Source organism: Halanaerocella petrolearia, from assembly GCF_054657875.1.
Window position 1 is genome coordinate 418,516 of record NZ_BAAHXW010000001.1, and the last position, 14,987, is coordinate 433,502.

At 32.5% G+C, this 14,987-nt stretch carries 8 protein-coding genes; 1 reads left to right on the forward strand and 7 read right to left on the reverse strand.

What is annotated here, in order from left to right; all coding sequences use genetic code 11:
* Positions 1-41: 41 nt before the first annotated feature.
* The 5 genes from ACYQ39_RS02240 to ACYQ39_RS02260 all read right to left on the reverse strand — a co-directional run bounded on the left by ACYQ39_RS02240 (position 42) and on the right by ACYQ39_RS02260 (position 11,165).
* Positions 42-1,667: a methyl-accepting chemotaxis protein gene (locus tag ACYQ39_RS02240; RefSeq protein ID WP_459840246.1), complete on the reverse strand. Its 1,626-nt coding sequence runs from the start codon at positions 1,665-1,667 to the stop codon at positions 42-44.
* Positions 1,668-1,795: 128 nt separating this feature from the next.
* Positions 1,796-5,125: an Eco57I restriction-modification methylase domain-containing protein gene (locus tag ACYQ39_RS02245; RefSeq protein ID WP_459840247.1), complete on the reverse strand. Its 3,330-nt coding sequence runs from the start codon at positions 5,123-5,125 to the stop codon at positions 1,796-1,798.
* Between the two features lie 93 nt (positions 5,126-5,218).
* Positions 5,219-7,804 carry a bifunctional acetaldehyde-CoA/alcohol dehydrogenase gene (adhE, locus tag ACYQ39_RS02250; protein WP_459840248.1) on the reverse strand — a complete coding sequence of 862 codons (2,586 nt, stop codon included), beginning with the start codon at positions 7,802-7,804 and terminating at the stop codon, positions 5,219-5,221.
* A gap of 74 nt (positions 7,805-7,878) precedes the next feature.
* The gene (locus tag ACYQ39_RS02255; protein WP_459840249.1) at positions 7,879-9,189 is read right to left on the reverse strand and encodes a hypothetical protein; all 1,311 of its coding nucleotides are present in this window, start codon (positions 9,187-9,189) and stop codon (positions 7,879-7,881) included.
* Positions 9,190-9,191: 2 nt separating this feature from the next.
* Positions 9,192-11,165: an AAA family ATPase gene (locus tag ACYQ39_RS02260; RefSeq protein WP_459840250.1), complete on the reverse strand. Its 1,974-nt coding sequence runs from the start codon at positions 11,163-11,165 to the stop codon at positions 9,192-9,194.
* 90 nt (positions 11,166-11,255) lie between these two features.
* Here ACYQ39_RS02260 and ACYQ39_RS02265 point away from each other — a divergent pair, with 90 nt between their 5' ends.
* The gene (locus tag ACYQ39_RS02265; RefSeq protein ID WP_459840251.1) at positions 11,256-12,557 is read left to right on the forward strand and encodes an ATP-binding protein; all 1,302 of its coding nucleotides are present in this window, start codon (positions 11,256-11,258) and stop codon (positions 12,555-12,557) included.
* A gap of 290 nt (positions 12,558-12,847) precedes the next feature.
* Here ACYQ39_RS02265 and ACYQ39_RS02270 read toward each other — a convergent pair whose 3' ends face one another.
* A complete protein-coding gene (locus ACYQ39_RS02270) occupies positions 12,848-13,138 on the reverse strand; it encodes a ferritin-like domain-containing protein (protein WP_459840252.1) in 291 nt (96 codons plus the stop codon).
* Positions 13,139-13,301: 163 nt separating this feature from the next.
* The gene (locus tag ACYQ39_RS02275; RefSeq protein ID WP_459840253.1) at positions 13,302-14,966 is read right to left on the reverse strand and encodes a bifunctional aspartate transaminase/aspartate 4-decarboxylase; all 1,665 of its coding nucleotides are present in this window, start codon (positions 14,964-14,966) and stop codon (positions 13,302-13,304) included.
* Between the last annotated feature and the right edge of the window lie 21 nt (positions 14,967-14,987).

Consider the following 14,987-nt stretch of genomic DNA (forward strand, 5'->3'; position numbering starts at 1 on the left):
TTTAACACAGTCATCATTATTATTCCAGAAAATATATCTTTCTATAATTTAAATTCTTCAACTGACTGATTTAATTCTTGGGCTATATTAGCTAGATTCTGAGCAGAATCAGACAACTCTTGCATAGCTAATGACTGTTCATCAGTAGTAGCAGAAATCTCTTCACTTCCTGCTGCTATCTCTTCACTAGAAGAAACGACTTCCTGAATCCCTTCTACAACTATTTCAATCTTATCAACTATATTATTAAATACTCCTTCAGTCTGATTTAGCTTATTGGATCCAACTTCAATTTGAGAGTTATTATCTTTAATACTATCTACAGCCTGTTCAGTCTTAACAACTAATTCATCAATCATAGCTTTAATATTAGTTACAGACTCTTGTGTTTCTTCTGCTAAATTCCGTACTTCTTCTGCAACCACTGCAAAGCCATGTCCCTGTTCTCCTCTACTATTCTTATTTCCAGTAGAACTAACTCGAGCAGCCTCTATTGTAGCATTTAAAGCCAATAAATTAGTCTGCTCAGCAATATCAGAAATATCATTAACCATATCTTCAATCGCTTGAGTAGATTGACTCAGTTCATCAATTATTTCAATTGAATCTTGAGATGAATCAATTATATTATTCATTTCAACTTTAGTATCTTCCATCTCTTCCAACCCTTTCTGAGCCAAATCATTTACCTCTTCAGTGACTAGAGACATGTCTTGAGCAGCTTCACTTAATTGGTCAGTGCTAACAGTAAATTCTTGAACAGAAGTAGCTACTTCTTCTATAGAAGCTGTAGATTGTTGACTAATAGCAAATAATTGCCGAGCAGTTGCTGAAGTATCTGTTGTACCATTAATTACATCTTCAATAATATTATTTAAATTCTCTACCATAGTATTAATGCTAGTAGCTAATTTCCCTATTTCATCCTGACCATTATAATCTATTTTTTCTACCTGTAGATTACCACTAGCAATTTGATCACTAATTTCTACAACATGATTTAAGCTGCGCTTTACAATCTTACTAATAAAGAATGTAACTATAATTCCCAAAGTAGTTGCTATTATAATGGAAATAATTAAAGTTAACTGTGTAAACCCTATACTAGATTTTACCTTTTGAATAGTAAACTGTCTTTGTTGATTAAATATTTTTTGAAATCTTCCCAATAAATATGATGTATCCTCTTCTAACTTATTTATCTTCTGTAATGATTTAATATATTTAGTCTTCTGATTTTTATTTACAGCTGGTATAATCTCCTTTAAGAAGATATTATTAATTTTAGTATTATTCTTATTTAATCTATTAAATAATTCTTTTAGCTTTCGAGTATCTAGTACCGGTTCTATCTTTTTCATCAATTCTTTAAAATCCTCTTCTTTCTCTTTAAATTCATCAATTAAATCCTGATCATTAATCTGCTGGTTAGAATATGTATATTTTATTATTTGTTGATTCTTAGTTTTAAATAAAGAATTCATTTCTGCAACTGCAATTGAACTAGCACCTCTTTTTTCTAAAAAATACAATCCTTTCTTTACATTTGTTGATAATAAACCAAAAATAATCCCTGTTGATACTAAAAATAAAACTGCAGTTAAGACTACTGCAACTGTATATTTGCTACTGATAGTTAAGTTTTTTAATTTTAATCTCTCTAGCATCTCTAATACCTGCCTCCTATTATTGAACAAAGCTATAGACTTAATTAATTGATAATAAATTTCATTTTCAATACTATAATAACATAGTATATTTATACAAGTCAACATCAAGTTAAAGTTTTATAAATCTAATCCTTCATTTCTTCTCTTTTTTTCTCTGTTACTTTAATCTCTTCAGCAGTTAAGTCATATAAATTATATACTAATTCATTTATCTCTTCTTGACCTGAATTTAACTCTTCTTTTAATCTATTTATCTCCTGCTGTAAAATAGTCCACTTCTTAACTAACCGATTTATCTGCTCTATACTATACTTAGGTAATTTAATCTGCTTAACTTTATCAACTAGCCAGCCATCTAAAGTAGAATTAATTCTTTCTAGATCAGTTACAGATAAATTTTCTAAATTATATTTAATATATTCAGCTAAACAAGTTGTCTCAAACTTTAGTTCTAATACTTGATACCAACCTTTTTTCGCCTTAGCAGTAAAGATAATTACTTTTTTATTATCAATTTCTGCCTTGATTTGACGCACCTTGCGAGCCCGCCCTTGATAAATTGGATTAATTTGACTACTTAATTCCTGTAAGCTTATCTGCTCTGTAGTAACTGGTAATAACCCTTGCCAAGTAATCTCCTGTAAATTAGACAACTCTTCTTGTCTGCCCATCATTCTTTCTGACTCTTTAATAAAAGATTTCTGCTTAGCTGGTGAAATTAACTTAATTGGTATCTCAGTTAGTGGCCCTTGGTATAACTCTAATAAGTTCCCTTTCTTCTTACCCTTTCTATACAACCATAGATAATAAAGATTAGAATTTAGTAGAGCCAATATATACTTTAAATCAATTGCTCTATTCGATTGAGTTATAAAATAGACATCTGCACTGGCATACCAATTCTCTTCTGTATAAGCAAAAATATTACTTTTACTTCTCTGAGGAGCAACTATCTTAGGTGCTGTAAATATGTTCTCTTCTCTAGGCCACTGTAACTGCCACCAATCAATTAAATTACGCTTAACTTCTCTTCTATCTTTGAGTATTGCTTGAGCAGGTGTTAGATAAGATTTAATTTCTTCGGGAATATTCTTTAGATTGTGATTAAGATAGAATAAATAATTATCATTCTTAAACTCTGGTAACCATTTTTTTATATTTGAATTCTTAAACCAAGGTTTAAGAAAAAAGTTAGTCTCTTGGCTAAAGTCTAACTGGTCTACTTCTTCTTCCTCTAATACAAAGACTCCACGGCCTGCTTGCAAATCAAGATCATACTGCTTTAAATGACGGTTATATATTCTATCACATCCGGTAACAATTCCTTGGTTAATATTACATAAATCACCTAATTGAACTCCTTGCTGTTCAACTTTAGTCAATATTTTTTCTAGCTCTCCAGTCTCTAACCTTAAATAATTATTTTCACCTTCATATAATAGCTCTTGTGGTACAGAATAATAATTGGTCTTATTATCTAAACCAGATAAAATATCTGCTACTATTTTAACTTGAGCCATTCCTTTCCTATAAGCTACTGCCGTTTGAGCTGGAATATCTATTTCACCTTTCATAGCTACTGTAATTAAATTATGTTGACCAATAGCCGCTGAAAAAAGCCTTAGTTCGTTAAAATTAATTAGTTTCTTAATTGTTCCTCGTTGTTTTAAATCTGTTCTTAACTTATTGGCTCTAGTAGCTCTTAAATAATAATTAGTCGTAATTAAGACTAAATGACCTTGCGACTTAAGTAAATTAAGACTTAAATGAAAGAAAAAGTAAAACAAATCCATCTTTCCTATATAATGTTTCCCTAAAGCATACTCTTTTATCTTACGAAACAACTCCTTATGTCCTTTTTCTCCTACATAAGGAGGATTACCAATAATTAAGTCAAAACCTGATTGTTCAGTAAATACTTCTGGAAAATAAAATGAAAAGGAAAAACCTTCTCCAGTATATTGGGCCAACTTTTCATCTAATTGAGCAGCCAACTTTTTACGTTCAGCATCAGATGCTTGAACATAATCTTCTTTCAACTCTTTTATCTCTTGCCTACCACTGCTAAATAGATTATCCTCTATCTCTAATAAAGAATTACCTGTTACAAACTTATAACGGAGGCTCGAATAAGCTACTATAGAATCTCTTGTTTCTTTTTCTGCTACTAGGGATAGCCATAATCTTAATCTAGTTACTTCAGTAGCTTCTAGATCAAGATCAACACCATATAGGCTTTTCCTAATTACTGTCAACTTAATCTGATAATCATCTTTCCTATCATCTAACCAAGGCTGTAAGTTTCTTCTGATTTGGGTAATAGCCTGTAGCATTCCTACAGCAAAGGCACCTGAACCAACGGCTGGATCACAAACTTTAAACTGAGCCAATTTATCATCAATTTCACTAAGGTATGGTTTCAGTTCATTTGTTACTAACCCTTGAGTTACTAACTCTTCTATCTCTTCTTTATTTAATTCAGCCACTTCGGTAGTTAGATAATTGACTATACCCTCTTGACACATATAATAGACAATTTCTGGTGGAGTATAAAAGACACCTCGTTGCTTACGATTGTCTTCAGATGATAATCCTTCATATAAATCACTTAGAATCTGAGGTGTGATTGCTACTTGTTGTTGTTCAGGAGTATTCTCTGCTAAACTAAAGTTATAATTATCTAAAAAATTTAAGATCTCTATTAAAATATCATTAGGTAGCTGACAAGTAACTACTCTATCTAACTGAACTAAGTTCTTTAGCAGTGGAGCTAGGAAGTTGGCCCATAAATTCTTATCTTCTGTTGTAGATTTTTGATATAAGTCTCCTATAGACTGCTCTAACCATCCTTTCTCCTCTAAAAACTTGAGAGTTATTATCTGTAATATTACCTGCCGGGCCAACTGCAAAGAATCTTCCTTCTCCTTTAACTCTTGCTTTAGATTATCAACTAATTCTATAGCTTGAGTAAAAAACTGATCAGCTAATCTATTTTGGCTAAAGGTTTGTCTAAAATCAGTTATCTTAGGTTTTCTTTTAGCTATTAAATTGCTTATTGCCTGTTGAAAATATTCATCAATCTTTTTTTCGCCTAACAAATAGTAATAGCTTCGAGGCTTAGGAAAATCTAAATCTACAAAAGAAAAGAACCACTTACTACTGTTAGAATCATAAATAGTAACTACCATCTGAGCGTAATCAAACTGCTTTAAAAATCGATTAATAGCCTGCCAATCTCTTTTAACCATTTTAATAGTAAAAAGAGGTAATTTATCGCCTTCATCATCTAAATATAAAGCTAATTTACGGCATTTAACTACCTTGTCCTGATATTTATCACCAATCTCTATCTCTTCTTCAGTTTCTGAGTCTATCGGCCAAGAACTAATCAATCTCCTTAATTTATGCTTACTAAAAGAATTTGTCTGTAACTCTTTTATTCCTTCTAAATTCATTAAATCAATCCTTTCTGCTTAACTTTAAAAGTTAGTATACTAATTAATTATTATAACAGAAAAGAGCCAGCAAAAAAAGCTGGCCCTTAAAGATTAAATTTCTCCTTTGTAAGACTTAATATATAAGCTCTTTATCTCATCAATTAGAGGATATCTTGGATTAGCTACTGTGCATTGATCATCAAAGGCTAATTCTGCCATCTCATCAAGCTGGCTATAAAAATCATTTTCACTGACTCCTGCTTCAGCAATACTACTTGGAATATCAATCTTCTGCTTTAGATGAGCAATAGCTTCAATCAATAACTCAACTTTTTCTTCTTCACTACTACCACCTAACTTTAAGTGATCAGCTATCTTAGCATATCTTCTTTTGCCTAAAGGATATCTGTACTGAGGAAAAGAAGTCTGCTTTAAAGGTACATCACTAGAATTATACTTAATTACCTGTTCAATTAATAAGGCATTGGCTAGACCATGAGGTAGATGGAAGGTAGAACCAAGTTTATGGGCCATTGAGTGACAAACACCTAAGAAAGCATTAGCAAAGGCCATACCTGCTGTAGTAGCAGCATAGTGCATTTTGGCCCTAGCCTTTCTATCATCTCCTCCATTCTGATAAGAACGAGGTAGATACTTAAAGACTAGTCTAATAGCTTCTAAAGCAAGACCTTTAGTATATTCATTTGATAAAACAGATGTATAGGCTTCAATAGCATGTACTAAAGCATCAATCCCTGAGTAAGCTGTCAACTTAGGTGGCATACTCAATACTAAATCAGGATCAACTATTGCCATATCAGGTGTCAATTCATAGTCAGCAATAGGATACTTAATTCCTGTCTTATCATCAGTTACCACAGCAAAGGGAGTAACTTCCGAACCTGTTCCAGAGGTAGTAGGAATAGCTACTAAGTTGGCTTTATTACCTAACTCTGGAAACTCATAAATTCGCTTTCTAATATCCATAAAGGTCATTGATAATTCTTTAAACCCAGCTTCAGGATGCTCATATAGCAACCACATAATCTTAGCAGCATCCATTGGTGATCCACCACCTAAAGCTATAATCAAGTCAGGCTGATATCCTTTCATCTGCTCTAAAGCTTGCTCGACAGTATCTAAGGTAGGGTCTGGCTCTACATCAGAAAAGACTTTAAAATCAATATCATTCTTATCTAACTCATCAGTAACCTCTTCAGCATATCCTAAATCATATAATTCACGATCAGTAACTACAAAAGCACGCTCCTTGCCTTTTAATTCGGTTAAGGCGATAGGTAAAGAACCATATTTAAAATAAATATCTTGAGGCACTTTAAACCATAGCATATTTTCTTTTCTTTGGGCAGAGGTTTTTATATTTAGTAGATGCTCAACTCCTACATTCTCACTAACAGAATTACCTCCCCAAGTACCACAACCTAAGGTTAGAGACGGCTGAAGTTTAAAGTTATAGATATCACCAATAGCTCCTTGCGAAGAAGGCATATTGATTAAGATTCTTCCTGTTTTCATCTGCGTATCAAAGTAGTCTATCCGATCTTCATTAATTTGGTCAGTATATAATACAGAAGTATGTCCAATACCACCAAACTTTACTAAATCAACTGCATTTGCCACTCCATCTTTAAATTTATCAGCTCGATACATAGCTAAAGTAGGAGATAACTTCTCATAAGAGAAAGGCTCTTCTACTCCTACATCTTCTACCTCTGCTATCAATACTTTAGTCTTCTTAGGAACATCTACTCCTGCTAAACTGGCAATGTAATGGGCAGGTTGGCCCACAATTTTAGAATTTATTTTACCATCCTCTACTAATATATTAGCTACCTTCTCTTTCTCTTTTGGAGATAGAATATAGGCCCCACGATCATCAAACTCCTGCTTAACTTGATCATAAACTTCATCCACTACAGTAACAGACTGTTCTGAGGCACAGATAACTCCATGATCAAAGGTCTTACTCATTAAAATAGAGCTGACAGCCATCTTAATATGGGCTGTTTCATCAATAACTGCTGGTGTATTTCCAGCTCCTACACCAATAGCTGGTTTACCTGAGGAGTAAGCTGCTTTTACCATTCCTGGCCCACCGGTAGCTAAAATCATATTGATATCATCATGTTGCATCAATTGTTGAGATAGTTCAATTGATGGCTCATCAATCCAGCCAATAATATCTCGTGGCGCTCCTGCTTCTACTGCTGCTTCTAAAACTGTCTTAGCAGCCTCTATAGTACATTTTCTAGCACCAGGATGTGGAGAAAATATAATTGCATTTCTAGTCTTAAGTGCTATCAATGATTTAAAGATAGTTGTGGAGGTAGGATTAGTAACTGGTACTATCCCCGCAATGACTCCAATTGGCTCGGCTATCTTTTTTATACCATAAGAATCATCTTTTTCAATTACACCACATGTCTGATTATCTTTATATCTATTATAAATATACTCAGCAGAAAAATGATTCTTTATTACCTTATCTTCAACAACTCCCATTTCGGTATCTTCAACTGCTAATTTAGCCAATTCAATTCGTTTATCATTGGCAGCTATAGCAGCCTTCTTGAAGATCTCATCTACTTCTTCTTGAGAATAGTTAGCAAACTCTTCTTGAGCACTTTTTACCCGTTGAATTAGGTTGTTTAGTTCTTCTTCATTAGTAACTTTCAATTTTGGCCCTCCTTACAAACTAAATTAGATTTCATCTTTAGGATACCAAAAATGAGTTAAAGATATAAATAATATTATAAAAACAGTTCCAACTTATCTTTCTTATTATAAAGATTAATATTTTCTAAGCCACTCTTCTCTAATTTTACATCATCTAATAATAACAGCCCTTGAACTTTTTCTTTATCCAACTTCTGGTTATTAAAATAATCATCTTCAGTTTTAATCAGTGCAATATAGTCTAATAACTCTTTTAATCCTTGTCTAGCAGTCGATTTTTTGGCAGTATACTTTACTTCACCAATTACTACCCTATCTAGTTTATTTGTAGTTGCGTCAACTACTTCTAATATGATATCTGGTCGCCCTGACCAATAACTGTCAGTTATCTGACTCCCAAAAAACTCTCGGGCCAACTTTCTTCTTTTCTTATAAGCAGCTACCTTCTGTTTTAAATAATTATTATCACTATCAGTTACCTCTTGTAACGATACCTGCCAAGATAATCTTTTAGAACCAGTTGCATCATGATATAAAGAATACTCTTTACTATCTTGTTTCCAACTTGCTACTAGACTATTATCAGGTTGTAAGAGCTGTAGACTTGCTTCTTCTGTTTCTGATTTTAACAGACGTAGTACCCAATAGAGTTCAAATAATATCTCTACCTTATCTGGTTGAATAAAGGTCTGCTGTAATAACTCAATTACTTCCTCTTCTATATCTTCATCCCAAGAATTGTAATTAATTAAGCTCTGATACAAACTTAATAGATTAGCTGCTCTGCGATAAAATGGCCTTCTACTCTGTTTAACATTATTAATCATTCTATCTGTAACCTCTATCTGATCTTGCTTAATCTGCTTTAAATATGAATTATTAAGATATACCTCTTTAAACTGCTGATAAATCCCTTTATCTCCTATCCAATCTGCTAGCCACTTATAATCTCCTTCTCTAATACTTATTACATCATCTAAAATAGTAACGATTATATTCAACAACTTCTTAAGCACAATATTTTCTTTAAGATTATAATCCTTATTTTTCTCTTGGCAGACAAATCTATTCTGACTATTACAACTAGTTTTATAACGCTCTTTAATTGTCTGTTGCCAATTGACTCTTCCTTTTATCTCTCTAGTTAACAGCTGATCTACTTGCTGCCAAGAACCTTTAATTCTATTTAATTGTTGGGGGAGCTGGTCTATAAAGTCAATTACTTCTTGCTGTAAGACAAAATGAACTTGTAACAATTCTGTTAAATTCTCTAGTTGAAAATTGATCTGCTTAATAAATGGATTTGGATTTAACTTACCAGCTTTTAGATAAATAATTAATTCATCTGCTATCTCAGCTACTAAATCCTGTGGTGGAGTCTTCATGTTTATAAACTCCCTTCTAATTTAAAATAATCTTGAGCAAATCTCTTAACCTCTTCTTCTTGCTTTATAAACTTAAAATCAGTTACTTGAGTTATAAACTCAGCTAATTCTCTAGGCAATAGACCCTCTAGCTGAGGTAATAAATACATAGTAATAGCCGACGTATAATCTCCATCAGTAGTAACTAAATACTGATAAATATCCTTAACTAAAGCGGGACCAATCTTTTGATAGTTGTTTATTAGCCTCCATATTTGGGCCACTTCTTGAAGGTGACTTCTATCTTCAATCTCCCAATAAGACAAGTAATTAGCAACTAACTGTGAGCTAATATTATCAGGAATAGATAAAGAAATAAAAGCAAAGCGACGCATGAAAGCATAACTCATTTCATATAATGATGCCTTATCAAAGGTATTCATAGTAGCTATCAAGCGCCAATCTTTAGGGATTATATACTCCTCTGGCTTCACTTGAGATAGATTTTCTTCTTCTTGTTGATGACGGAGATTAATCTGTTTACCATTTTTAGCTTTAAAACTTAAAGTTATAGACTGACCTGTTAAAGCTGAAAATAGACTTCCAAAGGCTTGGTCAATATCTGTACGGTTAATTTCATCAATAATCAACCATTTATTAGTTGCTTCTCCACTTAAACTATCCTTAAAACAGTTTAAGAAGATACCACTAGCAAAGATTAATCTACCATCTTCATCAGGTTGATAGCCACCAATAGTATCAAAAGTCGACCAATCAGTATTGGCGGTTACTAATTCTGACTCAACTTGATAGTTAGCACAGATCTCCTGAGCCAACTGTGACTTCCCAACTCCAGGCGGGCCAACTAATATAATATGCTTTCCATTCTGTAGAGCAGCCTGAATTTGAGTCTGTAGCCTCTTCTTATAATCTGGTGGAAAGTATAATTTTTCTATCTTTAACTCTTGAGTAAAATCAACAGTTTTATTTAATTCAATCTCATTTTCCTCTTCTTTTAATCCATTAATCTCTTTAAACTTATTTACAACTACATCTAGCTTATCAACTACCATATCTAAAGTTGTCTCTTCTGTAGTGTCCTGCTGCTCTAAGTCTGACTCAAAAGAACCTTTGACTCTATCACCTATAGCCAACCCATACTCAATCTTTTCTCCTCGAGTAACTTTTAAAAATAACTGAGCTGCTTCTTGGTGAGAAGACTTATTAGTTGGATATAAAGCTAACCAGCAATTATCACTACCAAAATAATTATTCCAAGTAAAGTCAGCCAGTTTAATTCTTAAATGTAGATTACTTCTTCTTTTCTTCAGTTCTTCAACTAAAATAGTAGCCAACTCCTGTAATAACTTTTGAACTTGGCCCTGATACTGATTATAATAAATCTGAAATAAAATACTAAAGTCTGACCAAGAATGGAGAATATCTTTACTATACTGCCTACTAACCTCTTCTTTTATCGCCTCTAATTTAGAAAAAGAGAAATTATCATTCAAAATAGATCTAGCTATCTGATAACGAATCTGCTTTACCTTATCTTGATTGCGATACTTATTGATTATCTGCAATAATTCTTCTCGATCTAACTTCTGTAACCGAATAATAAAATCAGTTATATGATAGCGATAATAATGTAAAGACTTCCCTAGTTGTTCTAAATAATGTAGACAAACTTTGAACTTCAACCTTCTATTTTCAGCCCAATGAAAAACAAACTCCTGTACAGTATTATTACCAGCTTCTAATGAATACTCATCTACTAGATAATTTCGTAACCAATCACAGATATACTCTTGATAGTCTTCTTTAATATCTTGGGCTACTGACACTTCAAATAAGTCAATAAAATATTCCCAGATATCCTGTCGATAATTAAAATACTGCTGTTGTTCTATTGTAGGTAATTCACTTCTTATTTTCTGCCACTCTTCAATTGCTAAATCCAATAATCTATTATCCAATTTCTCTAATTGTTTCATCTTTTCCCCTCCACTTAACTAGCAAAGAAAGAATATTTGTGTTAAAATAAATATACAATTGTGTTATAAATAGGAATGGAGTTGATAACAATGTCTCACTTTAATAAGCTTAATCTAAAGTTGGATCAATTAGTTATCTACCGTGACCTGTTAGAAGATGATTTAATTAAAAAGTTTCGCAAACTAATTTCAGAAGATACTACTAAGAATTATCACCAGAAAACCAAATTATTTCATCAAATCTGCCACCAGCTTATCAACCATACAACAAACAGAAAATTAGAAGGTAACCTGTGGCATAATTATCTTTCCTATCTAATTACTACTAGCCAAAATTCCTTTAGTCTGACTAGCGAAGAAATAAAAACTAATTTTAATACTAGTAATAGTTTATATCAAGCTGCTCTTCATGACATAAAGATCTTACAACACCTATATCAATTTGATCTAACTAGCATTGCTAATCAACTAAGATTCGATTCACTAAAATTTATTAATAATTTTCAAACTACCAATAATAATCCTAGCTCTAGTTATTATTCTAAAAGGATACAGCAATTAAGTAAAGCCTTTTTAGAAACAAAAGACAGAAAAAAACTAACAAATAAAATAATTAACCACTATTCTCAAGGAGCTGGGAAGTTAGGCCTATTTTATTCATTTCGGTGGTCTAGTGAAGGATTAGTACCTATTAAGTATCCTGATCCAGTTAATTTTTCGGATTTAATTGGTTATCAGAAACAACAAGAAAAACTAGTTAATAATACTAAAAGACTATTACAGAATCAGCCAACTAATAATATACTACTTTATGGTGCCAAAGGCACTGGAAAATCCTCCTCTATTAAGGCTTTACTCAACAAATATAAAGAACAAGGGGTACGCCTAATTGAAATTACCAAAGATCAGATAAAAGAATTACCTAATATCCTAGATTTTCTTAATAGTAGAGGATTATACTTTATTATCTTTTTAGACGATCTATCCTTTGCTGATTTTGAAACAGACTATAAATATCTTAAAGCTGTCTTAGAAGGAAGAATGACAGTTAAGCCTGATAATATTCTCTTTTATGCTACTTCTAATCGTCGACATCTAATTAAAGAAAGTTGGGCAGATAGAAATGAAGAGACAGGAGAAGTTCATACTAGTGATGCCTTAGAAGAAAAACTATCTTTAGCCGATCGCTTTGGAATCAAGATTAGATATGATTCTCCTAACCAAAATGATTATTTAGAGATTGTAACAGAACTAGCCAAAAGACATGATATCTCATTACCTAAAGAGGATATAGAAAAGAGAGCTAAACAATGGGCAATGTGGCAAAATAGTCGTTCAGGAAGGACAGCTCAGCAGTTTATTAATCACTTATTAGGAGAATTTAATATGTAGAATAAGTTAAGTATACTCTCTACTAAGAAAATGTTATTGATATTAAGTGGCACTATCGTGCCACGGCTATCAGCCGTCTGCTATGTGTAGATGGTCTTTATCACGAAGAGTTTCTTTGAAACTTGTAGGATGAGCTAAATCAAGTTCAAAATCATAAATACATATCAAACTCTTGAAATGCAGGTATTGTAAGAATTTAGTTTTGAATTTAAAGGTTTTGAACTGGCTGATAGCACATAGCAGATAGCTCACAGCTGTGTCACTGAAAGTGACACAATATATCTACACTTTTACAAGAAATAGCATACCTTCAATGAGAGTATGCTACAATAGTTTCTCGTATAAATAAAGTTATACTTACCAGAATGTTTTAACTCATCAGTAATAATCTCAAATAGCATATCTCTATGCTTTCGAGTTTTTAAGCCATAATAGAGCTGACGATAGATTTCGACTGCAGCCAATTCTCCAAATAGAGCCTCTTCAATTCCAGCTAGATAACTTTCAGGCTCTTCATAGTCTTCTTCACCTAAGGGAACTGGATTTCTACCAGTAATATCCCTATAGACCTCTCTAAACATCTCAAAATGTTTTAATTCATCTTCCTTAATACTTGTTATAATACCTTTCTCTTTCTGATTAGGAGCTTGACTAATTAAATAATCATAAAATCATCCATTTATTCTCCCTCCTTTTCATTATTTATTACATTATATTCCAAAGAGGGAGCAATGTTCTAGATTATCAGTCTATAGTTAACGATTGATAATACTCGTAATAATCATTTAAAGTATCCATAATCGCCTCACCAATCTGCAAATAATCTTTACTATGCAGATTAGCTAGTGAAACTCGTAGCGTCCATTCTGGCCCATCAAAACCTGACCCTGGCAGACAGACAATTGCTTGTTCAGCAGCTAATTTAATAATAAAATCCAGACCTAAAAAGTTATTGACTAAATAATCTGCAAAATCTACTCCATACTCTTCTTTGGCTAAATCAGTAATATTAATCAAATCATAATAATGGGTTGTATTAGCACCTGTGAGATATAAATAGTCTTCTGGGAAGGCACTATATAAATTCTGAATTCGATGATCTAATATATTCTCTATCATCTGTTTATATTCTTTCTGATGATCCATTAACTCAAATAAAGAGAGAATAGACATAATACACTGTTGAGGACATGAAAGACCTCCTGTATGGGCCAAAGCTACATCTCGACTATCTACTTCTAAGCGATCTATAAACTTAATCGCTTCTGGATCAGTAGAGATAATACTATACCTTTCTTGTAACCCTTCCTTTCTTTCTTTAGGAAGTTGACTAATCAGTTCATCAATTATATTATCTTCATGGAGCATAATTACTCCTAATCTCCAGCCTGTTACTCCAAAATATTTAGAATAAGAGTAGATACATATAGTATTCTTTGGTATTTCACTGACTAAAGAATGGAATTCATCAACAAAGGTGGCATAAACTGTATCAGTTAAAATAATTAAATCTTGTCTTTTAGTTCTTACTAACTGCGCAATCTTATCAATTGTCTCTTTCTGAATTCCTACTGAAGTTGGATTAGTAGGATTAACTAAATAGAGTATCTTAATTCTTTCATCTTCTAACTTGCTCAACTCATGATCTGGAATCTGCCAGTTCATCTCTTCATCTTCTTTAATTTCGACATTTACTAACTCATACTCTTCTAATTCTGGAATCTCTAAGTAAGGGGCAAAGATAGGAGTTACAGTTGCAATATAATCTCCTGGTTCAATAATTCCATTCTCTTTAAGAGAAGCAAATGAATAAACCATAGCTTCAGTTGCGCCTTCAGTAGCAAAAAGATTAAACTCTCCTGCTGGTCTATTATCAGGCATTAATATATCAGTTAAATAAGCATCAATAACCTGACTTATATTAGGTAAAATTCGAGGCGGCTTTGGATAAAAATCACCTAAAGCAGCATCTACTAATTCGAAGATAAAATCGTCAACAGCAAAATCAAACTCTTCTTGAGCATAAATCAGGGCTTGTTTTAAAAACTGTGTTTCTTGGCTTTGATCTTGCTTTAAATAATCTTCTAATCTTCTAGCTATCTCTTTTCTTTCTGGTCGAAAGCCCAATGAGTCTTCATCAGCTGCCTGATCTGCCATTTCTGTAGAAAATAAAACTAACTTAGCAAAAGCTTTTCTAGTTATCACATTTAAAAAATTAGGATTTCCTCTTCCTGAATTTAAAACTTGACAGTTGTCTCCTTTAGCTTTAATTCTTTGGCAAGCTTTATTAGCTATTTCTTTTAAGACATCAGTTATCTCAAAGGGACTTAATTCAGTATATTCTAACTCTTCTTGATAGGTCAAATCAGGAGCTAGAACTTCTTTCTTATCTTGGCTATCTAATTTCATATAATACCTCCTATAATTACT